Annotated in this window: 24 protein-coding genes; 12 read left to right on the forward strand and 12 right to left on the reverse strand. The window is 71.7% G+C overall.

Annotated elements, in window-relative coordinates; genetic code table 11:
- Nucleotides 1-85 precede the first annotated feature (85 nt).
- From IE316_RS00860 to IE316_RS00880, 5 genes are all read right to left on the reverse strand, one after another.
- Nucleotides 86-1,228, reverse strand: a complete 1,143-nt coding sequence (locus IE316_RS00860; protein WP_190202113.1) for a DUF475 domain-containing protein — start codon at nt 1,226-1,228, stop codon at nt 86-88.
- Nucleotides 1,229-1,278: 50 nt separating this feature from the next.
- Nucleotides 1,279-1,854, reverse strand: coding sequence for a TerD family protein (locus IE316_RS00865; protein WP_190202114.1), 576 nt, complete (start codon nt 1,852-1,854; stop codon nt 1,279-1,281).
- A 114-nt stretch (nt 1,855-1,968) separates the two neighbouring features.
- The gene (locus IE316_RS00870) at nt 1,969-2,544 is read right to left on the reverse strand and encodes a calcium homeostasis/redox stress adaptation protein (protein ID WP_190202115.1); all 576 of its coding nucleotides are present in this window, start codon (nt 2,542-2,544) and stop codon (nt 1,969-1,971) included.
- A gap of 109 nt (nt 2,545-2,653) precedes the next feature.
- The gene (locus IE316_RS00875) at nt 2,654-3,112 is read right to left on the reverse strand and encodes a peroxiredoxin (RefSeq protein ID WP_190202116.1); all 459 of its coding nucleotides are present in this window, start codon (nt 3,110-3,112) and stop codon (nt 2,654-2,656) included.
- Between the two features lie 130 nt (nt 3,113-3,242).
- Nucleotides 3,243-3,680 carry a DUF3052 domain-containing protein gene (locus IE316_RS00880; RefSeq protein WP_190202117.1) on the reverse strand — a complete coding sequence of 146 codons (438 nt, stop codon included), beginning with the start codon at nt 3,678-3,680 and terminating at the stop codon, nt 3,243-3,245.
- Between the two features lie 364 nt (nt 3,681-4,044).
- Between IE316_RS00880 and aceE the strand changes: the two genes are divergently transcribed.
- On the forward strand, nt 4,045-6,777 hold the full coding sequence (gene aceE / locus IE316_RS00885; protein WP_190202118.1) for a pyruvate dehydrogenase (acetyl-transferring), homodimeric type: 2,733 nt from the start codon (nt 4,045-4,047) through the stop codon (nt 6,775-6,777).
- Between the two features lie 134 nt (nt 6,778-6,911).
- Here the strand turns inward: aceE and IE316_RS00890 are convergent, their stop codons facing one another.
- Both IE316_RS00890 and IE316_RS00895 read right to left on the reverse strand, forming a co-directional pair.
- Nucleotides 6,912-7,220 carry a small hydrophobic protein gene (locus IE316_RS00890; protein WP_190202119.1) on the reverse strand — a complete coding sequence of 103 codons (309 nt, stop codon included), beginning with the start codon at nt 7,218-7,220 and terminating at the stop codon, nt 6,912-6,914.
- Between the two features lie 243 nt (nt 7,221-7,463).
- On the reverse strand, nt 7,464-9,083 hold the full coding sequence (locus IE316_RS00895; protein WP_190202120.1) for an MFS transporter: 1,620 nt from the start codon (nt 9,081-9,083) through the stop codon (nt 7,464-7,466).
- Between the two features lie 111 nt (nt 9,084-9,194).
- Here IE316_RS00895 and IE316_RS00900 point away from each other — a divergent pair, with 111 nt between their 5' ends.
- From IE316_RS00900 to IE316_RS00910, 3 genes are all read left to right on the forward strand, one after another.
- Complete coding sequence (locus tag IE316_RS00900; RefSeq protein WP_190202121.1) at nt 9,195-9,863, forward strand: TetR family transcriptional regulator; 669 nt, start codon at nt 9,195-9,197, stop codon at nt 9,861-9,863.
- Nucleotides 9,864-9,963: 100 nt separating this feature from the next.
- A complete protein-coding gene (locus tag IE316_RS00905; RefSeq protein WP_190202122.1) occupies nt 9,964-11,181 on the forward strand; it encodes an alpha/beta hydrolase in 1,218 nt (405 codons plus the stop codon).
- 67 nt (nt 11,182-11,248) lie between these two features.
- A complete protein-coding gene (locus tag IE316_RS00910; protein WP_190202123.1) occupies nt 11,249-12,100 on the forward strand; it encodes a DUF4429 domain-containing protein in 852 nt (283 codons plus the stop codon).
- Between the two features lie 33 nt (nt 12,101-12,133).
- On the opposite strand, the gene IE316_RS00915 is transcribed toward IE316_RS00910, so the two are convergent.
- Both IE316_RS00915 and IE316_RS00920 read right to left on the reverse strand, forming a co-directional pair.
- Nucleotides 12,134-13,150 carry an aldo/keto reductase gene (locus tag IE316_RS00915; RefSeq protein ID WP_190202124.1) on the reverse strand — a complete coding sequence of 339 codons (1,017 nt, stop codon included), beginning with the start codon at nt 13,148-13,150 and terminating at the stop codon, nt 12,134-12,136.
- Nucleotides 13,147-13,614 (reverse strand): MerR family transcriptional regulator, encoded by a 468-nt coding sequence (locus tag IE316_RS00920; protein ID WP_190202125.1) that lies wholly within the window; start codon nt 13,612-13,614, stop codon nt 13,147-13,149. The genes IE316_RS00915 and IE316_RS00920 overlap by 4 nt, the downstream gene beginning before the upstream one ends.
- Before the next feature lie 97 nt (nt 13,615-13,711).
- Between IE316_RS00920 and IE316_RS00925 the strand changes: the two genes are divergently transcribed.
- Both IE316_RS00925 and IE316_RS00930 read left to right on the forward strand, forming a co-directional pair.
- Nucleotides 13,712-14,182, forward strand: coding sequence for a GNAT family N-acetyltransferase (locus IE316_RS00925; protein ID WP_190202126.1), 471 nt, complete (start codon nt 13,712-13,714; stop codon nt 14,180-14,182).
- A 19-nt stretch (nt 14,183-14,201) separates the two neighbouring features.
- Nucleotides 14,202-15,023, forward strand: coding sequence for a serine hydrolase domain-containing protein (locus IE316_RS00930; RefSeq protein WP_190202127.1), 822 nt, complete (start codon nt 14,202-14,204; stop codon nt 15,021-15,023).
- 13 nt (nt 15,024-15,036) lie between these two features.
- Here IE316_RS00930 and IE316_RS00935 read toward each other — a convergent pair whose 3' ends face one another.
- Both IE316_RS00935 and IE316_RS00940 read right to left on the reverse strand, forming a co-directional pair.
- Entirely contained in the window at nt 15,037-15,306 is a 270-nt protein-coding gene (locus tag IE316_RS00935) for a hypothetical protein (protein ID WP_190202128.1), read from the reverse strand.
- Nucleotides 15,307-15,410: 104 nt separating this feature from the next.
- On the reverse strand, nt 15,411-16,070 hold the full coding sequence (locus IE316_RS00940; RefSeq protein WP_190202718.1) for a pirin family protein: 660 nt from the start codon (nt 16,068-16,070) through the stop codon (nt 15,411-15,413).
- Nucleotides 16,071-16,132: 62 nt separating this feature from the next.
- Here IE316_RS00940 and fasR point away from each other — a divergent pair, with 62 nt between their 5' ends.
- The 5 genes from fasR to fabF all read left to right on the forward strand — a co-directional run bounded on the left by fasR (nt 16,133) and on the right by fabF (nt 21,065).
- Complete coding sequence (gene fasR / locus IE316_RS00945) at nt 16,133-17,338, forward strand: fatty acid biosynthesis transcriptional regulator FasR (protein ID WP_190202129.1); 1,206 nt, start codon at nt 16,133-16,135, stop codon at nt 17,336-17,338.
- A gap of 89 nt (nt 17,339-17,427) precedes the next feature.
- On the forward strand, nt 17,428-18,342 hold the full coding sequence (locus IE316_RS00950; protein ID WP_190202130.1) for an ACP S-malonyltransferase: 915 nt from the start codon (nt 17,428-17,430) through the stop codon (nt 18,340-18,342).
- Nucleotides 18,343-18,358: 16 nt separating this feature from the next.
- Complete coding sequence (locus IE316_RS00955) at nt 18,359-19,360, forward strand: ketoacyl-ACP synthase III (RefSeq protein WP_190202131.1); 1,002 nt, start codon at nt 18,359-18,361, stop codon at nt 19,358-19,360.
- Between the two features lie 76 nt (nt 19,361-19,436).
- The gene (locus IE316_RS00960; protein ID WP_190202132.1) at nt 19,437-19,685 is read left to right on the forward strand and encodes an acyl carrier protein; all 249 of its coding nucleotides are present in this window, start codon (nt 19,437-19,439) and stop codon (nt 19,683-19,685) included.
- Between the two features lie 108 nt (nt 19,686-19,793).
- A complete protein-coding gene (gene fabF, locus IE316_RS00965; RefSeq protein ID WP_190202133.1) occupies nt 19,794-21,065 on the forward strand; it encodes a beta-ketoacyl-ACP synthase II in 1,272 nt (423 codons plus the stop codon).
- A gap of 79 nt (nt 21,066-21,144) precedes the next feature.
- On the opposite strand, the gene IE316_RS00970 is transcribed toward fabF, so the two are convergent.
- Nucleotides 21,145-21,639, reverse strand: a complete 495-nt coding sequence (locus tag IE316_RS00970) for a DUF3145 domain-containing protein (protein WP_190202134.1) — start codon at nt 21,637-21,639, stop codon at nt 21,145-21,147.
- 260 nt (nt 21,640-21,899) lie between these two features.
- On the opposite strand from IE316_RS00970, the gene IE316_RS00975 reads away from it, so the two are divergent.
- Entirely contained in the window at nt 21,900-22,787 is an 888-nt protein-coding gene (locus tag IE316_RS00975) for an SGNH/GDSL hydrolase family protein (RefSeq protein WP_190202135.1), read from the forward strand.
- Nucleotides 22,788-22,812 lie beyond the last annotated feature (25 nt).

Genomic DNA, 22,812 nt, shown 5'->3' on the forward strand with positions numbered 1-22,812 from the left:
CGCTCAGAGCGTTCCCGCACCGCGGCCCCGTTCACACTCCGGTGCGGAGGCACCGGGGGCGCACAGGGCCGGGCCCGGGAGCACGTCACACCCCGGAGGAGACCTCCGCCTTGGCGTTGTCGCCGCCGCCCTTGGCCTCGGCGAGCCGCTTGTTGCGGCGTACGGAGGACCAGAAGGAGGCGCCGATCAGGACCACGCCGATCAGGCCGGTGACGATCTCGTTGATCTGGTACTGGATGGTGACCAGGAGGATCACCGCGAGGGCGCCGATGGCGTAGTGGGCGCCGTGCTCCAGGTAGACGTAGTCGTCGAGGGTGCCCTGGCGGACCAGATAGACGGTGAGCGACCGCACGTACATGGCGCCGATGCCCAGGCCGAGGGCCATCAGCACGATGTCGTTGGTGATGGCGAAGGCGCCGATCACGCCGTCGAAGGAGAAGGACGCGTCCAGGACCTCCAGGTAGAGGAACATGAAGAACGCGGCCTTGCCGGCCAGCTTGACGGCCGACTTGGGCTTGCCGGTGCGGGCGGCCTGTTCCTCCTCCTCGTGCTCGCGTTCCTCCTCCTCTTCGAGCTTCGCCTCGAAGTGGCCGGAGAGACCGCCGACGATCATGTACGTGATCAGGCCCGCGATGCCGGCGATCAGCACCGTCTGGGCCTTGTCGACGTGCGCGCCGCCGTGCTGGTGGGCGTGGGTGGCGAAGGTCATCGCGGCGATCAGCAGCACGATCAGGGCGATGCAGGCCGAGAGCATGTCGACCTTGCCGAGCCGGGACAGCGGGCGCTCCAGCCAGCCCAGCCACTTGATGTCGCGGTCCTCGAAGATGAAGTCGAGGAAGATCATGAGCAGGAACATCCCGCCGAACGCGGCGATCGCCGGGTGGGCGTCGGTGACCAGCTCCTGGTAGCGGTCCTTGTCGGTGAGCGCGAGGTCGACGGCCTCGATCGGCCCGAGCTGGGCGCTGATGGCGACGATGACGACCGGGAAGATCAGCCGCATGCCGAAGACGGCGATCAGGATGCCGACGGTGAGGAAGATCTTCTGCCAGAAGGCATTCATCTTCTTCAGGATTCCGGCGTTGACCACCGCGTTGTCGAACGACAGCGAGATTTCCAGGACGGAGAGGATCGCCACGATGCCGAAGGCGGTCCACCCCCCGTAGAAGACCGCCGCCACCAGGCCGAGCGCGGTGACCGCGAACGACCAACCGAAGGTTTTCAGAAGCACTGGCTACCCAATCCGTACGTGTACGGGTGTCCCCCGCGCCGCACTCGGCTTTACGAAACGTTGACTCCGAAGTCTAGGGCGATACCCCGCAGACCCGACGCGTACCCCTGTCCCACCGCCCGGAACTTCCATTCGCCCTGGTAGCGGTAGAGCTCGCCGAAGATCATCGCGGTCTCGGTGGAGGCGTCCTCGCTGAGGTCGTAGCGGGCGAGTTCCTGGCCGTCGGCCTGGTTGACGACCCGGATGAAGGCGTTGCTGACCTGGCCGAAGGTCTGCCCGCGCTCGTCGGCCAGATGGATGGAGACCGGGAAGACGATCTTGTCGCAGCGGTCCGGGACCTTGGACAGGTCGATGATCAGCGACTCGTCGTCGCCCTCGCCCTCCCCGGTGAGGTTGTCGCCGGTGTGCTCGACGGAGCCGTCGGGGCTGGTGAGCTGGTTGTAGAAGACGAACCATTCGTCGCCGAGCACCCGGCCGCCGCCGCACACCAGCGCGCTGGCGTCGAGGTCGAAGGGGGCCCCGGTGGTGGAGCGCGCGTCCCAGCCGAGTCCGACCATCACCTGTGTGAGGTTCGGCGCGGCTTTGGACAGGGAGACGTTGCCTCCCTTGGCGAGTGTGACGCCCATGTTGCTGGTCCTCCCCGGATGGTGGTTCTGCCCTGTCTGCGGGTGGTGCGCGTCCGGCGCCGCACGCGGACCGTGCGGCGCCGGACGGGGAACTGCCGTCTTCGCGGTGGACGCTCAGACGTTCACGCCGAAGTCCTGCGCGATGCCGCGCAGACCGGAGGCGTAGCCCTGGCCGATGGCGCGGAACTTCCACTCGGCGCCGTGCCGGTACAGCTCGCCGAAGACCATGGCGGTCTCGGTGGAGGCGTCCTCGCTCAGGTCGTAGCGGGCGATCTCGGCGCCGCCGGCCTGGTTGACGACGCGGATGAAGGCGTTGCGGACCTGGCCGAAGGACTGCTGGCGGTTCTCCGCGTCGTAGATGGAGACCGGGAAGACGATCTTCTCGACGTCGGCGGGGACGGCGGCGAGGTCGACCTTGATCTGCTCGTCGTCGCCCTCGCCCTCACCGGTGAGGTTGTCGCCGGTGTGCTCCACGGAGCCGTCGGGGCTCTTGAGGTTGTTGAAGAAGACGAAGTGCGCGTCGCTGGCCACCTTGCCGCTGCTGTTCAGCAGCAGGGCGCTGGCGTCGAGGTCGAAGTCGGTACCGGTCGTGGTCCGCACGTCCCACCCCAGACCGACGATGACCGCGGTCAGGCCGGGGGCCTCCTTGGTCAGCGATACGTTGCCGCCCTTGCTGAGGCTGACTCCCACGAGTCCTCCATTGGTGTCGGGGGCGGAAGCCCCGTAGTGCTTGGATGTCGGATCAACGACTCGATCCTAGTGACGGGTTCCCGCCCCTCGCGGCCGCACCGTCGAAGAATCACAGGGTGTCGAGCGCCTTCACGTACGCGCCGAGGTCCCGGGCGTCGGGCAGGCCGTTGACGACGGTCCAGCGGACGACGCCCTCGCGGTCGATGATGAAGGTGCCGCGCACGGCGCACCCCTTGTCCTCGTCGAAGACGCCGTAGGCCCGCGAGACGTTGCCGTGCGGCCAGAAGTCGGAGAGCAGCGGGTACTCCAGGCCCTCCTGCTCGGCGAAGACCCGCAGGGTGTGGATGGAGTCGTTGGAGACCGCCAGGACCTGGGTGTCGCGGTCGGCGAACTGCGGCAGGTGGTCGCGGACCTCGCACAGCTCGCCGGTGCAGACGCCGGTGAAGGCGAACGGGTAGAAGATCAGTACGACGTTCTTCCGGCCGCGGAAGTCGGACAGCTTCACGCCGGCGCCGTGGTTGTCCTTGAGCTCGAAGTCGGGGGCCTTGTCGCCGACCTGGATCGCCATCGTCGTGTCCGTCCCTTCGGAGGGGGTGTCTCGGTGGGACCACCCTACGCAGGGGCGCGGACACGCCGGTGGACGGGCCGACGGCGGTCGGCCCGTCCGGTGTCCACTCGGGACCGGTGCGGTGTGCGGGTTACCGCTTGGACTTGGCGGCCTTGGGCGTCGCCAGCCTGCTGCCGCTCCAGTCCTTGCCGACGCTGACGCTCTTGGAGGCCGTCAGCCCCGCCGTCGTCGCGGCTTCCGAGATGTCGCTGGGCTCGACGTAACCGGAACGGCCGGTCTTCGGCGTGAGGAGCAGGATCGCCCCGCCTTCCTCGATGTACGTGGTGGCATCCACCAGCGCATCCGTCAGGTCGCCGTCGTCGTCACGGAACCACAGCACGACGGCATCGGCCACGTCCTCGTAGTCCTCGTCCACCAGGTCGCCCTCGATGACGCCTTCGATGGCCTCGCGGAGCTCCTGGTCGACATCGTCGTCGTAGCCGATCTCCTGGACCACCTGCCCGGGCTGGAACCCCAGCCTGGCGGCAGGGTTCGTCCGCTCCTCCGCGTGGTCCGCGGTCGCGCTCACGGGTTGCCTCCTGATCATGTGATGGTGAAAGTCTCAGCCACGCGCGTGCGCGAAGCATTGGCCGTAGTCCACACGGGCGGGGCGGATCGCGCAAGTACCCGGCCTCCGGGACCGCCGAAACGGTGACGATCCAGGCCGTCTCGCCGCAACTCCAGGCATGCCGCCCAAGCCGAAGGTGACGTACACCACACCTTTCTGCCCCGTTTGCGTACTTGGGAACCACGCCTGGGTACGAGATCCGCATGAATGTGCACCGGACCCCGTCCGGGGAACCGGTTACCCCACGGTAGAGATGACGTCCGCCCCCGCGAGGTACACGATGGGGAACGGTGCATCCATGGCCCTCTGACAGCGAAGGAACAGCGTGGCTTCCGCATCCGATCGCAACCCGATCATCATTGGCGGCCTTCCGAGTCAGGTTCCTGACTTCGACCCCGAGGAAACCCAGGAGTGGCTCGACTCCCTCGACGCCGCCGTCGACCAGCGCGGCCGGGAGCGGGCCCGCTACCTGATGCTGCGGCTGATCGAGCGGGCCCGTGAGAAGCGCGTGGCCGTGCCCGAGATGCGCAGCACGGACTACGTCAACACCATCGCCACCAAGAACGAGCCGTTCTTCCCCGGCAACGAGGAGATCGAACGGAAGATCCTCAACGCCACCCGCTGGAACGCCGCGGTGATGGTCTCCCGGGCCCAGCGCCCGGGGATCGGCGTCGGCGGCCACATCGCCACCTTCGCCTCCTCCGCCTCCCTGTACGACGTCGGCTTCAACCACTTCTTCCGCGGCAAGGACGACGGCGACGGCGGCGACCAGGTCTTCTTCCAGGGGCACGCCTCCCCGGGCATCTACGCGCGCGCGTACCTGCTGGACCGGTTCGGCGAGCGGCACCTGGACGGCTTCCGGCAGGAGAAGTCCAAGGCGCCCTACGCGCTCTCCTCGTACCCGCACCCGCGGTCGATGCCGGACTTCTGGGAGTTCCCGACGGTGTCGATGGGGCTGGGCCCGATCGGCGCGATCTACCAGGCGCGGATGAACCGCTACCTGCACGCGCGCGGGATCGCGGACACCTCCCGGTCGCACGTGTGGGCCTTCCTCGGCGACGGCGAGATGGACGAGCCGGAGTCGCTGGGCCAGTTGTCCATCGCCGCCCGGGAGGGCCTGGACAACCTGACCTTCGTGGTCAACTGCAACCTCCAGCGCCTGGACGGCCCGGTGCGCGGCAACGGGAAGATCATCCAGGAGCTGGAGTCGGTCTTCCGGGGCGCCGGCTGGAACGTGATCAAGCTGGTGTGGGACCGCACCTGGGACCCGCTGCTCGCCCAGGACCGCGACGGCGTGCTGGTCAACAAGATGAACACCACGCCGGACGGCCAGTTCCAGACGTACGCCACCGAGTCCGGGGCCTACATCCGCGAGCACTTCTTCGGCGACGACCACCGGTTGCGCGCGATGGTCGAGAACATGACCGACGACCAGATCCTGCACCTGGGGCGCGGCGGCCACGACCACCGCAAGATCTACGCGGCCTACAAGGCGGCCCTGGAGCACAAGGGCCAGCCGACGGTGATCCTCGCCAAGACGGTCAAGGGCTGGACGCTGGGCCCGAACTTCGAGGGCCGCAACGCCACCCACCAGATGAAGAAGCTCACGGTCGACGACCTCAAGCGGTTCCGCGACCGGCTGCACCTGCCGATCTCCGACAAGGAGCTGGAGTCCGGCCCGCCGCCGTACTACCACCCCGGCCGGGAGACCGAGGAGATGCAGTACATGCACGACCGCCGGCGGGCGCTCGGCGGCTATGTGCCGACCCGGGTGGTGCGGGCGAAGCCGCTGCCGCTGCCGGACGAGAAGACGTACGCGACCGTGAAGCGGGGCTCCGGCCACCAGTCCATCGCGACGACCATGGCCTTCGTCCGGCTGCTCAAGGACCTCATGCGGGACAAGGAGATCGGCAGGCGGTTCGTGCTGATCGCGCCGGACGAGTACCGGACCTTCGGCATGGACTCCTTCTTCCCGAGCGCGAAGATCTACAACCCGCTCGGCCAGCAGTACGAGTCCGTGGACCGGGACCTGCTGCTCGCCTACAAGGAGGCGCCGACCGGGCAGATGCTGCACGACGGGATCTCCGAGGCGGGCTGCACGGCCTCGCTGATCGCGGCGGGCTCCGCCTACGCCACCCACGGCGAGCCGCTGATCCCGGTCTACGTCTTCTACTCGATGTTCGGTTTCCAGCGCACCGGCGATCAGTTCTGGCAGATGGCCGACCAGTTGGCCCGGGGCTTCGTCCTGGGGGCGACCGCGGGGCGCACGACACTGACCGGTGAGGGGTTGCAGCACGCCGACGGGCACTCCCAGTTGCTCGCCTCGACCAACCCGGCGTGCGTGGCCTACGACCCGGCGTTCGGCTTCGAGATCGCGCACATCGTCAAGGACGGGCTGCGCCGGATGTACGGCCCGGACAGCGAGGACGTGTTCTACTACCTCACCGTCTACAACGAGCCGATCCAGCACCCCGCCGAGCCGGAGAACGTGGACGTCGAGGGCATCCTCAAGGGCGTCTACCGCTTCAGCGAGGGCACGGCCGGGTCGGTCCCGGCGCAGATCCTGGCCTCCGGGGTGGCGCTGCCGTGGGCCGTCGAGGCGCAGCGGCTGCTCGCCGAGGACTGGGACGTGCGGGCCGACGTGTGGTCGGCGACCTCCTGGAACGAGCTGCGGCGCGAGGCCGTGGCCTGCGAGGAGTACAACCTGCTGAATCCGGAGGAGGAGCAGCGGGTGCCGTACGTGACGCGGAAGCTGGCCGGGGCGCGGGGGCCGTTCGTGGCGGTCTCCGACTGGATGCGGGCGGTGCCGGACCAGATCGCGCGGTGGGTGCCGGGGACGTACCAGTCGCTGGGCGCGGACGGGTTCGGGTTCGCGGACACCCGGGGCGCGGCGCGGCGGTTCTTCCACATCGACGCGGAGTCGGTGGTCGTCGCGGTGCTGACGGAGCTGGCCCGGGAGGGCACGGTGGACCGCTCGGTGCTGAAGCAGGCGGTGGACCGCTACCGGGTGCTGGACGTGACGGCGGCGGACCCGGGGGCGGCCGGCGGGGACGCGTAGCGCTCACCCGGTACGGGCCCGAAGGCGGTCGGCGGGTGGCGGGGCTTCGGCTCCGCCGCCTCGCCCACCGGGCCGCCGGACACGAAGCGGACCCCGGCGCAGAGCTCCCGCCGGGGTCCGTCGCTCGGCCCGGGTCAGACGACTCCGCTGCCCCAGGTCGCCGCCCCGGCCAGCAGCACGATGGCCAGAACGGTGTCGATCGCACCCAGCACCACGGCCACGACGGCCGGTACCGGGCGGGGGCCGGACCAGGTGCGGCCCATGGCCAGCCAGCCGCAGACGATCGCCGCCGGGCCGAGGATGATCCCCAGCACGAAGAATCCGGCGACCGCGCAGATGACTCCGACGATTCCGAGCGTCGCGCTGTCCGGCCCGGTCCGTGACCACGTCCGGCCACGTGACCGGGGGTTCCCGCGCGTTCCGTGTCCGAAGCTCGCCATCATCAACTCCCTGGATCCCTCGTCTGGTTGAGGGTCAATTCGAGTTCGATGAGCGAGTACCCCCGATCGGGTGAACAATCCCGCTGCCCGCGCGCTGCCCCCCTCCAGCAGCGCGCGGCAGCCGGTCCCCTCCATGCCCTGCGGAGGGATTGACCCACTGTGACCTGCGCGGTTCGCCGGAGGGGAGGGGTTCCCCGCCGTTGTCATCCGGATGAGGGAAACGCGCCGGAGGGACGCGACGGGGCGTCAGATGTGGCCGACGCCCGCGCCCGCCTCCGCGTTCTCACCGCGCTTGGTGAGGAAGGCGACCAGCACCGCGACCACCGCCACCCCGGCGGCGACCAGCGAGGCCAGGCTCATCCCGGAGATGAACGTGTCGTGGGCGACGTCCGCGATCTTCCCGGCGACCGGCGCCGGGGTGCCCTCGGGCACCGGGGCGACGCCCTGCTGCACGGCCTGCGCCGTGAGGTCGAGCTGAGCCGGGGTCAGCGGCGGCAGGCCCGCGTCCGCCCAGTTGCCCGCGAGGTCGTTGTCGACCTTGGACGCCATCACCGCGCCCAGCACGGCCGTACCGAGGCTGCCGCCGATCTGCATGGCCGCCTGCTGGAGGCCGCCGGCCACCCCGGACAGCTCCAACGGGGCGTTGCCGACGATGACTTCGGTGGCGCCGACCATGACCGGCGCCAGGCCGAGGCCGAGCAGGGCGAACCAGATCGACATCGGCAGGCTGCCGGTGTCGGTGTCCAGGGTGGACATGCCGTACATGGCGATCGCGGTGAGGGCCATGCCGCCGGCCAGCGGGATGCGCGGGCCGGCCTTGGTGATCAGCGCGCCGGCCGCCGGGGAGCCGACGATCATCATGGCGGTGAGCGGCAGCAGGTGCAGACCGGCGTCGACGGGGCTCATGCCGTGCACGTTCTGCAGGTAGAAGGTGACGAAGAACAGGCCGCCCATGAAGGCGATGGCCATCAGGACCATCAGCACCACACCGGCCGACAGCGGCACCGAACGGAACATGGCCAGCGGGATCAGCGGCTCCTTGACCCGGGTCTCCCAGAAGGCGAACAGCGCGAAGCCCACCAGGGACACCACGATGAACGTCCATGTCTTGGCGTCGCCCCAGCCCCACTCCGGGGCCTTGATGAGCGCCCACACCAGGCAGAACATCGACGCCGAGAGCAGCGCGATGCCGAGGATGTCGAAGGAGCGCGGCGCGTTCTGCGCGCGGTGGTCGAGCAGGATCAGCAGGCCGAGGACCACGGCGACGACGCCGACCGGCACGTTGATGAAGAACACCGACTGCCAGTTGACGTGCTCCACGAGCACGCCGCCGAGGATCGGGCCGCCCGCGGTGGAGGCGCCGATCACCATGCCCCAGATGCCGATGGCCATGTTGAGCTTCTCGGCCGGGAAGGTGGCCCGCAGCAGGCCGAGCGCGGCCGGCATCAGCAGCGCGCCGAACAGGCCCTGGAAGACCCGGAAGGCGATGACCGCCCCGATGCTGTCCGACAGCCCGATGGCCCCGGAGGAGGCGGCGAAGCCCGCCACGCCGATCAGGAAGGTCTGCCGGTGCCCGAAGCGGTCGCCGAGCTTGCCCGCGGTGATCAGGGAGACCGCGAGGGCGAGGAAGTAGGCGTTGGTGATCCACTGCAGTTCGGACCAACTGGCGCCCAGGTCCTTGCCGATGGCCGGGTTGGCGATGGCCACGATGGTGCCGTCGAGGGCCACCATCATCACCCCGACCGCGACGGTTATGAGGGTGACCCAGGGATGGCCTCGAAGCCCCGTGGCCGGCTTCGGGTCCGACGGACCGGACGGTGCCCCGTCCCCCGGTCCGGTCGTGTCGATGGTGGTCTGACTAGTCATGTTTTCGAGGCTAGTGACAGCCACTGACAATTGACAAACGGATTCACTAGTCGGTAACTGACAGGTCACCTCCACCTATCCTGAACAGGGGAAACAGTGGGAGGAGAACCCTTGGTAGGCACAGCGGAGACCACGGCGGCCCCAGCGGCGGCCCCGCCCGGCCTGCGCGAACGCAAGAAGCGGCGCACCCGGGACACCCTGGTGCGCGCCGCCCTGGAACTCTTCACCGAGCGGGGTTACGAGCGCACCACCGTCGACGACATCGCCGCGGCCGCCGACGTCTCCCAGCGCACCTTCTTCCGCTACTTCGCCAGCAAGGAGGAGGCCGCGTTCTTCGTGGGGCGGCTCGCCGAGTCCCGGTTCGTCGAGGCGGTGCGCGGGCGCCCGCCCGAGGAGGCGCCGCTGGACGCGCTGCGCCGGGCCCTGGCGGAGAGCTGGGACGGCATCGCGGAGGCCGTCGAACGGGTGGTGCCGCTCGATCTGCATCTGCGCTTCTACCAGGTGATCGAGTCGACCCCGGCGCTGCTCGCCGCCCATCTGCGGCGCTCGGCCGAACTGGAGGAGCGGATCGCGCGGGTCGTCGCCGAGCGCGAGGGGCTGGACGTGGACACCGATCCCCGGCCCCGTGTGGTGGTCGCCGTCTTCGGCGCGGTGGTGCGGGTCACCGAGCGGATCTGGTCGGTGGGGGGCGACGCCAGCCTGGCCGCGCTGCGCGAGGCGACGGCCGCCCACCTCGACCAGGTGGAGCCCGCGCTGACCGGCGACTGGCGGACGGACTGAGCCACCCGGGGCGTCTCCATCCCCGTTCCGCGTGATCGAAACGTGATCCGCGTCACTTGGCTCACGCGTGACCCCCGCGTTCTCCTAGTGTGTCCTCCCAGTGACTTCTTTCGACACCTCCCCGCAACTGAACGTCTGGCGCATGCTGCTCGCGCTGGCCGTGGTGTTCGTGATGCTGGCGACCACCGGCTGGACCGCGCTGCGCGGCCAGCGGGAACGCTCGCCGCTGGAGGCGTCGGCCGCCGCCTGGGAGCGCGGCCGGATCGACGGGCGCGACCTGCCCGGCCTCGGCTCCGGCCCCGCCCGGCTCGCCCGCTTCTTCGCCTCCTTGACCGAGGGCCAGCGGACCCGCCTCGCCCACCGCTACCCGCTCACGGTCGGCAATCTGAACGGCGCCCCGGTCGCCCTGCGCTACCGGGCCAACCGGGCCGCGCTGCGCACCGCCCGCGCCGAGGAGCGGCGGCGCACCCACGACAGCCGCCTCTCCCCCGCCGGACAGCACGAGGCGGAGCGGCGGATGCGCCGCTACACCTCGCTGCTCGCCCACCACCGCCGCGTCCTCGCCTTCGACCCGGCCGGCTCCGGCCGGGTCGCCGAGGTCTTCGGCGACCTCGGGCGCGCCGAGCGGATCTCGGTCGTGGTCCCCGGCTCCGACACCGACCTGCTGACCTTCCAGCGCACCGAGCGCGTCTACTCGGCGCCGGTCGGCATGGCCCGCGCGCTCTACCGCGCGGAGCGGGCGGCGAGCCCCTCGACGCGTACCGCCGTGATCGCCTGGGCCGACTACACCGCGCCCAGCGGGCTCGGCGTGGACGCCGCGACGGCGACCCTCGCGGCGGACGGCGCGCTGCGGCTGACCGCGCTGGTGCGGGCGCTGCCCGGCACCTCGCCCGTCGCGCTGTTCTGCCACAGCTACGGCTCGGTGGTCTGCGGGCTGGCCGCCCGGAGGCTGCCCGGCCGGGTCGCCGACATCGCGGTGGCCGGCAGCCCCGGGATGCGCGCCGAGAAGGCCGCCGATCTGCGCACCCCGGCCCGGGTGTGGGCGATGCGGGACGCCGACGACTGGATCCAGGACGTACCGCACCTGGAGTGGGGCGGGCTCGGGCACGGCGCCGATCCGGTGTCCGCCGCGTTCGGCGCCCGGGTGCTGTCGGCGCGCGGCGCCGAGGGGCACAGCGGCTACTTCGTACCGGGCACGCGGAGCCTGGCGAACTTCGCGGAGATCGGGGTTGGCGCGTACCGCTCGGTGGACTGCGCCCGTGGAGACGATGGCTGCCGGGCGGGTTTGTCCGCGACGGCGGAGGCGGGACGCGCGTAGAGGGAGCGGAAACCTCGGTGCGCGCGAGGAGGGGACGGGAGGGCTGGTGCCGCATACGATGAGCCGCATGGGTGACGTACTGGCCGGATCGCATGCCGCCTGGGAGTTCGGCTCGGACTCCGTGCTCATCCGCTACGAACGGGGGCTGCGCACGCCGAGGCTCTTCCAGGCTTTGGGGGAGCGCCGGATACCGGTCGAGGCGATCGCCGGGGTGACGCTGGCGCCCGGCCGGCGCGGCACCGTCGTCCTGCAACTGCAACCGCGGGCCGGCGCCGACCCGTTGATGGAGGCGGCGGCCGGACAGCTCAAGGAGTCCTGCGACCCGTACCGGCTGGTCCTGCCCGCCGAGCGGGAGCCGCTCGCCGGGTACTGGGCCGACGAGCTGCGCGGGCAACTGCCGGAGGCGGGCGCCGGGCCGGCCGAACGGCACCTGGTGGCGGCGCCGGAGCCGCCGCTGCAGTTCAAGGCGTACGACGCGAAGGCGTCCTTCGACGGGACGTCGGTGTCGTTCCGCTGGTTCTGGACGGGGGCGTCGTCGGCGAAGTGGAAGGCCGGCGACCAGACGTTCCCGGTGACCGGCCTCAGCGGGGTGGAGTGGCGCTCGCCGGAGGTGACGGAGGGGTATCTGCGGCTCCAGCGGCGCGACGGGTCCGCGGCCGGGGTGCCGGTGGACCAGGACCCGGCGTGCGTGGTGTTCGGGCTGGGGTACGGGGCGGTGCACGAGTCCCTGCCGTTCGCGGCGGCGGTGCTCGCCGCGGTGCGGGCCGCCGGGGACGCCGCCGTGCCGGTCGCCGCGGTGCGGCGGGACCCGGCGGACATCGCCGAGCGCATCCGGCACCTCGGCGAGCTGCACCAGGCGGGACTCGTGACCGACGAGGAGTTCTCCGTCAAGAAGGCGGAGCTGCTGGCGGAGCTCTAGCCGCCCCGCCTCCTTGCGGGTTCGGCTGTGCGGCTACTCCCGGCCCGCGGAGGTGAACGTCATGTCGGCGTAGCGGTCGCCCGCGACCTTCCCGGCGATCGCGTTCAGCGCCGCCAGTTCCTCGCCGGTCAGGGTGAGGGCCGTCGCCGCCGTGTTCTCCTCCACCCGGGTGGGCTTGCGGGTGCCGGGGATCGGGACGACCGGGAGGCCGTGCACCGTCGCCTGCTGGTGCACCCAGGCGAGGGCGATCTGCCCCGGGGTGGCGCCGTGCGCGGCGGCGATGTCACGGACCGGGGCGAGCAGGGCCGCGTTCCGGGCGGCGTTGTCGCCGGTGAACCGGGGCTGCTGGCGGCGGAAGTCGCCGGCGGTGAGGTCCTGTTCGGCGTCGGCGAAGGAACCGGTCAGGAAGCCCCGGCCGAGCGGCGAGTACGCGACCAGGGCGACGCCCAGCTCCCGGGCGGCCGGCACCACGCGGGCCTCGATGTCCCGGCTGAACAGCGACCACTCCGACTGCACGGCGGCGATGGGGTGCACCGCGTGGGCCGCGCGCAGCTCGTCGGCGGTGACCTCGCTGAGCCCGAGGTGCTTGACCTTGCCCTCGCGGACCAGCTCGGCCATGACGCCGACGGTCTCCTCGATCGGCACGTTCACATCGCGGCGGTGCATGTAGTACAGGTCGATGACGTCGACGCCCAGGCGTTCCAGGCTGGCCTCGACGGCCCGGCGGATGTACGGGGGGTCGTTGCGGATGATCCGCCGGGTCGGGTCGTCCGGCGGGATCGACAGGGCGAACTTGGTGGCGAGGACCACCTCGTCGCGGTGGGCCTTGAGGAACGGGGCGAGGAAGCGCTCGTTCTCGCCGGCGCCGTAGGCGTCCGCCGTGTCGTACAGGGTGACGCCCAGTTCCAGCGCCCGTTCCAGGGTGGCCCGGGAGGCGTCGGCGTCCGTGGGGCCGTAGGCGAAGCTCATGCCCATGCAGCCCAGGCCCTGGACGCCCACCTCGGGGCCGTTCGCGCCCAGTGCCGTCGTGGGGATCGTGCGGTGCGTCATCGGGACCTCTCCGACGCCAGGGCCCGCCCGGCGTCCGCGTAGAAATCGATCTTCCGGTCCAGCACGGCGAGCGTGCCCTGGAGTTCGGCGATCCGGGCCAGTACGTCCTCGCGGGTCGCCTTCAGCAGCGCGAACCGTTCGGCGTAGGTGTGGTCGCCGGCGCGCACCAGCTCGGCGTACCGGACCATGTCGGCGACCGGCATGCCGGTCAGCCGGAGCTTGCCGACCAGGGCGAGCCAGTCCAGGTCGCGGTTGCGGTAGCGGCGCTGCCCGGTGTGCGAGCGGTCGATGTGCGGCATCAGCCCGATCCGCTCGTACCAGCGCAGGGTGTGCGCGGAGAGGCCGGTCAGGGCGACGACCTCGCTGATCGTGTACATGTCCTGCCCGTCGGGGCGCCGGTCGCCCTGCGGCGGTCCGGCACAGGTGTCCGCTGTCCGGGTGGCCGTGGTCTCCATCACCGTCATGGCCCTTACGCTAGGACCTTGGAGTGCGCTCCAAGCAAGCGGAACGGGCAAGAAATCGGGACGACAGGCGGCGGAGCCGGATACTAGCGTGCGCCGCATGACCGCAGTACGCCGCGCCGTACCCGAGGACGCGGGGGAAGTACTCCGTCTGCGTCAGGTGATGCTGGACGCGATGGCCCCCGCTCCCACGTCCACCGACTGGCACGCCGGGTCGCTGCCGGGCCTGCGCGCCCATCTGGCCGAGCCGGACGGGGACCTCGCCGCGTTCGTCGTCGACCGGCCCGGGCGGCCGGGGGCGCTGGCCGCGCTGGCCGTGGGCACCCTGGAGTACCGGATCGGGCGGCCCGGCAATCCGCACGGCCGGGTCGGGTACGTGTTCAGCGTCGCCACCGATCCCGGCGCCCGGCGCCGCGGATACGCGCGGGCCTGCCTGGCCGAACTGCTCGACTGGTTCCGCGAGCGCGGCGCCGGACACGTCATGCTCACCGCCAGCGCCGAGGCCGAACCGCTGTACGCCTCCCTCGGCTTCACCCGTGACACCGACCCCTCGATGCGGCTGTATCTGTGAGCCGCTTAGGCTCGACGGCATGTCGCTGAAGAGCCTCGCGCTGATCGAGAACTGGCCGGTCCCCACCGCCGCGGCGGGTGTCGTCCGGGCGGACGGCACCGTGCTGGGCACGCACGGCCCGGCCGGGCACCGCTTCCCGCTGGCCTCGGTCACCAAGCCGCTGGCCGCGTACGCGGCGCTGGTGGCGTACGAGGAGGGCGCGATCGAGCTGGACGAGCCGGCCGGCCCGGAGGGCGCGACGGTCCGGCACCTGCTCGCCCACACCTCGGGGCTGGCCTTCGACGAGCACCGGGTGACGGCCCCGCCCGGGGAGCGGCGGCTGTACTCCAACGCCGGGTTCGAGCAGCTCAGCGACCACATCGCGAAGGCGACGGAGATCCCGTTCGCGGAGTACCTGCGGCAGGCGGTGCTGGAGCCGCTGGGGATGACGCGGACCTCCCTCGACGGCTCCCCCGCCAAGGACGCCGTCTCCACGGTGGACGACCTGCTGCGGTTCGCCGCCGAGGTGCAGGCGCCGAGGCTGCTCGACCCGCGCACGGTCGCCGAGGCGATGACCGTGCAGTACCCGGGCACCAAGGGCGTGCTGCCGGGCTACGGGCACCAGAACCCCAACGACTGGGGCCTCGGCTTCGAGATCCGCGACGGCAAGTCCCCGCACTGGACGGGCCCTTCGTCCTCCCCGCGCACCTTCGGGCACTTCGGCCAGTCGGGTACGTTCCTGTGGATCGACCCCGGCGCGGGGCTCGCCTGCGCGGCCCTGACCGACCGGGCGTTCGGGCCCTGGGCGGTCGAGGCGTGGCCGCCGTTCACGGAAGCCGTGCTGGCGGAAGCGCGCGGCTGAGCACCGCGCGCGGTCACCCGCCGGGCGTCGGGGGCTGGTCCTTCGCGGGGAGCGCCCACAGGACCCAGTACGGGTCGTCCCAGTCGCAGTAGTAGTTCACCCACCCCTGGGCGAGCAGTTCCTGCCCGTCCCGCACGCACGCGAGTTTGTCCCGCGTCCCCCCGACCTCCACGTAACCCCAGGGGTTGGTCGCGGCGGAGGCCGGCTCCGCGGTCAGCGGGACGGCGACCAGCGCGGCGCCGGCCGCGACAGCGACGGCGACCCGGGAACGCCAAGACTTCATTCTGTCTCCCCTCATGGACGGAGCCCTGCTCGGCTCACCACAAGCACGACGGCTGCGCCCCGGCGGAAGTTCAAGGCGGACGGGAAGACGGCCCGGCCCGCGCGTCACGCCCCCCGCATCTCCCACAGCAGGAATTCCGCCGGCGCGTCCGCGGCGACCGCCTCGACGTCCTTCGGGTCCGTCAGCCGCGCCGCGTCGCCCGGTCCCAGCTCCTCGCCGGCCAGGCGGAGACGGCCGCGCACGACATGGGCGTACACGTACGCGCCGTCCGGTACCGCCGTGCGCTCCCCCGCCGCCAGCCGGCGCACGTGCAGCATCGCGCCGGCCTCGGGGACGGCGTACGGGGTGGAGTCGGCGATGCCGCGCACGATCTCGTAGGCCGGGTCGCCGCCCGGCTCGCGCGGGGCCAGCCACATCTGCACGAAGGTCAACGGCGCGTCCCCGGCGTTGCGTTCCACGTGCCGCACCCCGCCCGCCGCGCTGAGCCGCTGCACGTCCCCGGCGCGAACCACCGTCTCGTGCCCGGCGCTGTCCCGGTGGGTCAGCTCCCCCTCGACCACCCAGGTGACGATCTCGGTGTGGCTGTGCGGGTGCTCGTCGAACCCGGCCCCCGGCGCCAACCGCTCCTCGTTGCAGGCGATCAGCGCCCCGAACCGCAGGTTGTCCGGGTCGTAGTGCGGGCCGAACGAGAAGGCGTGCCAGGACTCGATCCCGGCGTCCCGGTCGCCCCCCGGGTAGCGCTCCGCGGCGCGGCGTACGTCCATCACGCGCTCCACCGTAGACCCGGCGCGACGCCTCCCCGGTCCGATGAGGCACCCTTGATGCCGTGCCCGAACCCGAAACCAGCAATGCACCGAGCCCCGCCCGCGCCGCCCACGCCCACACCGCCACGCTGAAGCGGCTGGAGAAGTCGTCGGGGTCGCTCGCCGCGCAGGCGATCGCGCGGATGGACGAGACGCTGCCCTGGTACCGGGCGATGCCCCCGGAGAACCGTTCCTGGATCGGGCTGGTCGCCCAGGCGGGCATCGCCGCGTTCACCGAGTGGTTCCGGCAGCCGGACGCCCCGCAGGCGATCTCCACGGACGTCTTCGGCACCGCGCCGCGCGAGCTGACCCGGGCGATCACGCTGCGGCAGACGGTGGAGATGGTGCGGACCACCATCGAGGTCATGGAGTCCGCGATCGACGAGGTCGCGGCCCCCGGCGACGAGTCGGTGCTGCGCGAGGCGCTGCTCGTGTACGCCCGGGAGATCGCCTTCGCCACCGCCCAGGTGTACGCGCAGGCCGCCGAGGCACGCGGTGCCTGGGACGCGCGGCTGGAGTCGCTGGTGGTCAACGCCGTGCTCAGCGGCGAGGCCGACGAGGGCGCCGTGTCCCGCGCCGCCGCGCTCGGCTGGAACTCCCCCGAGCACGTGTGCGTGGTGCTCGGCACCGCCCCGGACGGGGACTCCGAGCTGACCGTGGAGGCGATCCGGCGCGCGGCCCGGCACGCCAAGCTCCAGGTCCTCACGGGCGTGCTGGGCAGCCGGCTGGTGGTCATCGCGGGCGGCAGCGACAACCCGCTGGCCGTCGCCAAGTCGCTGATCGGGCCGTTCGCCCAGGGACCGGTCGTCGCCGGGCCCGTGGTGCCCGACCTGCGGGCCGCCACCCGGTCCGCGCAGGCCGCCGCCGCCGGGCTGAAGGCGTGCACGGCGTGGCAGGACGCCCCCCGCCCGGTGCTGGCGGACGATCTCCTTCCGGAACGCGCGATGGCCGGTGACCCCTCCGCCCGGCACCAGTTGGTGGAGGAGATCTACAGACCCCTGGAGGAGGCCGGCGCGGCCCTCCTGGAGACACTGAGCGTCTATCTCGAACAGGCGAGCAGCCTCGAAGGCGCCGCCCGGATGCTCTTCGTCCACCCCAACACCGTGCGCTACCGGCTCCGACGTGTGACTGACGTCACCGGATGGTCGCCCTCCGATGTACGGTCGGCGTTCACCCTGCGCATCGCGCTCATCCTGGGACGTCTCGCCGCCGGCGACCAGCAGACCTAGCTTTTTGTCGAGGGTCTACAAAACCCCCTGCCGTTCTTCGTCCCTGTCCCCACGGGCGGCCGTGCCCGTACCCAAGAGAGAGTGTGAGAGTGCTCGTACTCGTCGCTCCCGGCCAGGGCGCCCAGACGCCCGGCTTCCTGACTGACTGGCTGCAACTGCCCGGTGCCGCGGACCGCGTCGCCGCGTGGTCGGACGCCATCGGCCTCGACCTCGCCCACTACGGCACCGAGGCCGACGCCGACGCGATCCGTGACACGGCCGTCGCCCAGCCGCTGCTCGTCGCCGCCGGCCTGCTGTCCGCCTCGGCACTCGGTGCCGTCGCGCCGGGCGCCGTCGCGGGCCACAGCGTCGGCGAGATCACCGCCGCCGTCCTCGCGGGCGTGCTCGACGACACCGCCGCCCTCACCCTGGTCCGCAAGCGGGGCCTGGCCATGGCCGAGGCCGCGTCGGTGACCGCGACCGGCATGTCGGCGCTGCTCGGCGGCGACCCCGAGGTGAGCGTCGCGCACCTGGAGAAGCTCGGCCTGACCCCGGCCAACGTCAACGGCGCCGGGCAGATCGTCGCCGCCGGCACCCTGGAGCAGCTCGCCGCGCTGGCCGAGGAGAAGCCCGAGGGCGTCCGCAAGGTCGTCCCGCTCAAGGTGGCCGGCGCCTTCCACACCCACCACATGGCGCCCGCCGTGGAGACGCTGGCCCGCGCCGCCAAGGACCTGACGCCCGCCGACCCGGGCGTGACGTACGTCTCCAACAAGGACGGACAGGTTGTCGGCTCCGGCACCGAGGTACTCGACCGCCTGGTCGGCCAGGTCGCGAACCCGGTCCGCTGGGACCTGTGCATGCAGACTTTCGAGCGTCTGGGTGTCACGGCCCTGATCGAGGTGTGCCCCGGCGGCACCCTGACCGGGCTGGCCAAGCGTGCGCTGCCCGGCGTGAAGACGCTGGCCCTCAAGTCCCCCGCCGACCTCGACGCCGCTCGCGACCTGATCGCCGAGCACGGTGTCTGAGAAGGAGCCCGACAGCATGTCGAAGATCAAGCCGAGCAAGGGCGCCCCGTACGCGCGCATCGTCGGCGTCGGCGGTTACCGTCCGACCCGGGTCGTGCCCAACGAGGTGATCCTGGAGAAGATCGACTCCTCGGACGAGTGGATCCGCTCCCGCTCCGGCATCGAGACCCGGCACTGGGCCTCGCCGGAGGAGACCGTCGCCGCGATGTCCATCGAGGCGTCCGGCAAGGCGATCGCGGACGCGGGGATCGACGCGCGGCAGATCGGCGCCGTGGTCGTCTCGACCGTGTCGCACTTCAGCCAGACCCCGGCCATCGCCACCGAGATCGCCGACAAGCTGGGCACCGACAAGGCCGCCGCGTTCGACATCTCGGCGGGCTGCGCGGGCTTCGGCTACGGCCTGACGCTGGCCAAGGGCATGATCGTCGAGGGTTCGGCGGAGTACGTCCTGGTGATCGGCGTGGAGCGGCTCTCCGACCTGACCGACCTGGAGGACCGGGCCACCGCCTTCCTCTTCGGTGACGGCGCGGGCGCGGTCGTGGTCGGCCCGTCCCGGGAGCCCGCGATCGGCCCGACCGTGTGGGGCTCCGAGGGCGACAAGGCCGAGACGATCAAGCAGACGGTGCCCTGGGACACGTACGCGGCCGAGGGCCACACCAAGTTTCCTGCGATCACGCAGGAGGGCCAGGCGGTGTTCCGCTGGGCCGTGTTCGAGATGGCGAAGGTCGCCCAGCAGGCGCTGGACGCGGCCGGAATCACCCCGGACGAGCTGGACGTCTTCATCCCGCACCAGGCCAATGTGCGGATCATCGACTCGATGGTGAAGACGCTGAAGCTGCCGGAGCACGTCACGGTCGCCCGTGACATCCGCACCACCGGCAACACCTCGGCCGCCTCGATCCCGCTCGCGATGGAGCGGCTCCTGGCGACCGGCGAGGCGAAGAGCGGCGACACCGCACTCGTCATCGGCTTCGGGGCGGGTCTCGTGTACGCCGCGACGGTCGTTACCCTCCCCTAGGCACCCCGTACCGGATCATGCGATCCGGAGCGGACACACCGCCATACCCTCTGGAACACAACGAAGGAGCGCCATCATGGCCGCCACTCAGGAAGAGATCGTCGCCGGTCTCGCCGAGATCGTGAACGAGATCGCCGGGATCCCCGCCGAGGACGTCCAGCTCGACAAGTCCTTCACGGACGACCTCGACGTCGACTCGCTGTCCATGGTCGAGGTCGTCGTCGCCGCCGAGGAGCGCTTCGACGTGAAGATCCCCGACGAGGACGTCAAGAACCTCAAGACGGTCGGCGACGCGACCGAGTACATCCTCAAGCACCAGGGCTGATCCACCCCGATCAGCGTCCTGGGCTGACTGCCCCGCCACCCGGCGGTGGCGCCGTTCCCCGTGCCAGCGGGGATGGTCCTCCTCGTAACCGTTGGAGAAAGAATTCCCGTGAGCCCGACCAATCGCACCGTGGTCGTCACCGGTATCGGCGCAACCACACCGCTGGGTGGCGACGCAGCCTCTACCTGGGAGGGCCTGGTCGCCGGACGTTCCGGTGCCAAGCCCCTGGAGCAGGAGTGGGCCGCCGAGCAGGCGGTCCGCATCGCCGCGCCCGTCGCCGTGGAGCCCACCGAGGTCATCCCCCGGCCGCAGGCCCGCCGGCTGGACCGCTCGGCGCAGTTCGCGCTGGTCGCCGCCCAGGAGGCATGGCGGGACGCCGGTTTCGAGGCGAAGGCCGGTGAGGGCGCCGAGGTGGACCCGGACCGGCTGGGCGCGGTCATCGCCTCCGGCATCGGCGGGGTGACCACCCTGCTGGGCCAGTACGACGTGCTCAAGGAGAAGGGCGTCCGCCGGGTCTCCCCGCACACCGTGCCCATGCTGATGCCCAACAGCCCGTCGGCCAACGTGGGTCTGGCGGTGGGCGCCCGGGCGGGCGTGCACACGCCGGTCTCGGCCTGCGCGTCGGGCGCCGAGGCCATCGGTTACGCCATCGAGATGATCCGCACCGGCCGGGCCGACGTGGTCGTCGCGGGCGGCACGGAGGCGGCGATCCACCCGCTGCCCATCGCCGCGTTCGGCAACATGATGGCGATGTCCAAGAACAACGACGACCCGCAGGGCGCCTCCCGCCCCTTCGACACCGCCCGGGACGGCTTCGTCCTCGGCGAGGGCGCCGGTGTCATCGTCCTGGAGTCCGCCGAGCACGCCGCGGCCCGCGGCGCCCGGGTCTACGCGGAGGCGGTCGGGCAGGGCATCTCCGCCGACGCCCACGACATCGTGCAGCCGGAGCCGGAGGGCCGCGGCATCTCGCACGCCCTGCAGAACCTGCTGGACCGCAACGACCTGGACCCGGCGGAGATCGCGCACGTCAACGCGCACGCCACCTCGACGCCGGCCGGTGACATCGCGGAGCTGAAGGCGCTGCGCAAGGTGTTCGGCGACCACGCCGACCACATGGCGGTCTCCGCCACCAAGTCCATGACCGGGCACCTGCTCGGCGGCGCCGGCGGGGTGGAGACGGTCGCGACCGTGCTCGCGCTGTACCACCGGCTGGCCCCGCCGACCATCAACATCGACAACCTGGACCCGGAGGCCGAGGCCAACGCGGACATCGTCCGGGGCGAGGCGCGCAAGCTGCCGGTCGACGGGCGGATCGCGGCCCTGAACGACTCGTTCGGGTTCGGCGGGCACAACGTGGTGCTGGCGTTCCGGACGGTCTGACCGCCGTCCTGACGCCGCGTGAAGAAGGGCCCTCACCGTCTTCCGGTGGGGGCCCTTTCGCGCGCGTACGAGGAGGGGCTCACACCACCTGGTGCAGCCAGCGGACCGGGGCGCCCTCACCGGCGTACCGGAAGGGCTCCAGCTCGTCGTCCCAGGGCTTGCCGAGGAGCCGGGCGATCTCGGCCGCCAGGTCGGCCTCCTCGCGCTGGGAGCGCAGCAGGGCGGCGCGCAGCCGGTCCTCGGGGATCAGGATGTCGCCGTGGATGCCGGTGACGGCGTGGAAGATGCCGAGGTCGGGGGTGCAACTGTAGCGCTCGCCCTCGGCGGTGGCGCTGGGCTCGGCGGTGACCTCGAAGCGCAGCAGGTGCCAGTTGCGCAGCGCGGAGGCGAGGGCGGAGGCGGTGCCGGCCCGGCCCTGCCAGGAGAACTCCGAGCGCCAGGTGCCGGGCGCGGCGGGCTGCCGGATCCAGTCCAGGCTGACGCGCGTGCCGAGCACCCCGGCGACCGCCCACTCGACGTGCGGGCAGAGCGCGCGCGGAGCGGAGTGCACGTACAGAACTCCACGTGTCGTCACCGGAACCTCCGGGCTGAGCGGGACATCTCGGATCGAGTGCTGCGGCAGCGGCCCGGCGGGCCACGCTGAGGCCGAGGCTACCGTGCGGCGGGGCGGGGAGTGTGACGTACCGTCGGTCCCGGTACGCGGAAACCCCCGGCATTCACCCGGCAGGACGCTTGTACGGGTGCCAGGCGTTCCCCGCCGGGCCCCGGGAACCCTCGCGCGGTGTCATGGGTTGAGCATGATGACGGGGGTGCCGAGACGAGGAGTGGGCCGGGATGGGGCAGGGGACGCGGGTCCGTCGGCGGCGTGCGCGGGCGTTCCTCGCCGTCCTGGCCTCGGGAGTGCTGGGGGTGACCGGCTGCGACGCCGTGGGCGGTGACCCCGGGCCGGGGCCGTCGAGCGCGCGGCCGACGCCGGTGTGGGACACCAGCCCCCGGTCGGTGGCGGCGGTGGGCGACTCCATCACCCGCGGCTTCGACGCCTGCATGGTGCTGTCGGACTGCCCGGAGGTGTCCTGGGCGACCGGCGACCGGGCGGAGGTGGACAGTCTCGCGGTGCGGCTGCTGGGCCGGGACCGGGCGGCGGCGCGGAGCTGGAACCACGCGGTGACCGGGGCCCGGATGGCGGACCTGGCCGGGCAGATGACCCGGGCGGGGGCCCACCGGCCGGAACTGGTCGCGGTGCTGGTCGGCGCCAATGACGCCTGCCGGTCCTCGGTGGCGGAGATGACCTCGGTGGCCGGCTTCCGCGCCGGCTTCCAGCGGGCGATGCGGGCGCTGCGCGCGCAGGCGCCCAAGGCACAGGTGTACGTGGCGAGCATCCCGGACCTGAAGCGGCTGTGGTCCCAGGGGCGGACCAACCCGCTGGGCAAGCAGGTGTGGAAGCTGGGCATCTGCCCGTCGATGCTGGGCGACGCCGACTCCCTGGACGCGGCGGCCACCGCGCGCCGCGAGACGGTCGGCAAGCGGGTGGCGGACTACAACGAGGTGCTGCGCGAGGTCTGCGCCCAGGACCTCAGGTGCCGCACGGACGGCGGCGCGGTGCACGACTACCGGTTCGGTACGAAGGAGTTGAGCCACTGGGACTGGTTCCACCCGAGCGTGACCGGCCAGGCCAAGCTGGCCGGGATCGCCTACCGCGTCGTCACCGCGAAACGGTCCTGACCGGTCAGGTGACCTAGAGTTCCGC

The organism is Streptomyces fumanus, assembly GCF_014655295.1.
GTDB classification, from domain to species: domain Bacteria; phylum Actinomycetota; class Actinomycetes; order Streptomycetales; family Streptomycetaceae; genus Streptomyces; species Streptomyces fumanus.

Excerpts from the sequence above, each read along its gene's own strand:
- IE316_RS00935 (WP_190202128.1), bottom strand. The coding sequence starts at position 15,306 with ATGAAGTCTTGGCGTTCCCGGGTCGCCGTCGCTGTCGCGGCCGGCGCC.
- IE316_RS00925 (WP_190202126.1), top strand. The coding sequence starts at position 13,712 with ATGACCGCAGTACGCCGCGCCGTACCCGAGGACGCGGGGGAAGTACTC.
- IE316_RS00895 (WP_190202120.1), bottom strand. The coding sequence starts at position 9,083 with ATGACTAGTCAGACCACCATCGACACGACCGGACCGGGGGACGGGGCA.
- IE316_RS00955 (WP_190202131.1), top strand. The coding sequence starts at position 18,359 with ATGTCGAAGATCAAGCCGAGCAAGGGCGCCCCGTACGCGCGCATCGTC.
- IE316_RS00865 (WP_190202114.1), bottom strand. The coding sequence starts at position 1,854 with ATGGGCGTCACACTCGCCAAGGGAGGCAACGTCTCCCTGTCCAAAGCC.
- IE316_RS00920 (WP_190202125.1), bottom strand. The coding sequence starts at position 13,614 with ATGACGGTGATGGAGACCACGGCCACCCGGACAGCGGACACCTGTGCC.
- IE316_RS00940 (WP_190202718.1), bottom strand. The coding sequence starts at position 16,070 with ATGGACGTACGCCGCGCCGCGGAGCGCTACCCGGGGGGCGACCGGGAC.
- IE316_RS00875 (WP_190202116.1), bottom strand. The coding sequence starts at position 3,112 with ATGGCGATCCAGGTCGGCGACAAGGCCCCCGACTTCGAGCTCAAGGAC.
- IE316_RS00890 (WP_190202119.1), bottom strand. The coding sequence starts at position 7,220 with ATGATGGCGAGCTTCGGACACGGAACGCGCGGGAACCCCCGGTCACGT.
- IE316_RS00960 (WP_190202132.1), top strand. The coding sequence starts at position 19,437 with ATGGCCGCCACTCAGGAAGAGATCGTCGCCGGTCTCGCCGAGATCGTG.
- IE316_RS00975 (WP_190202135.1), top strand. The coding sequence starts at position 21,900 with ATGGGGCAGGGGACGCGGGTCCGTCGGCGGCGTGCGCGGGCGTTCCTC.
- IE316_RS00910 (WP_190202123.1), top strand. The coding sequence starts at position 11,249 with ATGGGTGACGTACTGGCCGGATCGCATGCCGCCTGGGAGTTCGGCTCG.
- IE316_RS00930 (WP_190202127.1), top strand. The coding sequence starts at position 14,202 with ATGTCGCTGAAGAGCCTCGCGCTGATCGAGAACTGGCCGGTCCCCACC.
- IE316_RS00915 (WP_190202124.1), bottom strand. The coding sequence starts at position 13,150 with ATGACGCACCGCACGATCCCCACGACGGCACTGGGCGCGAACGGCCCC.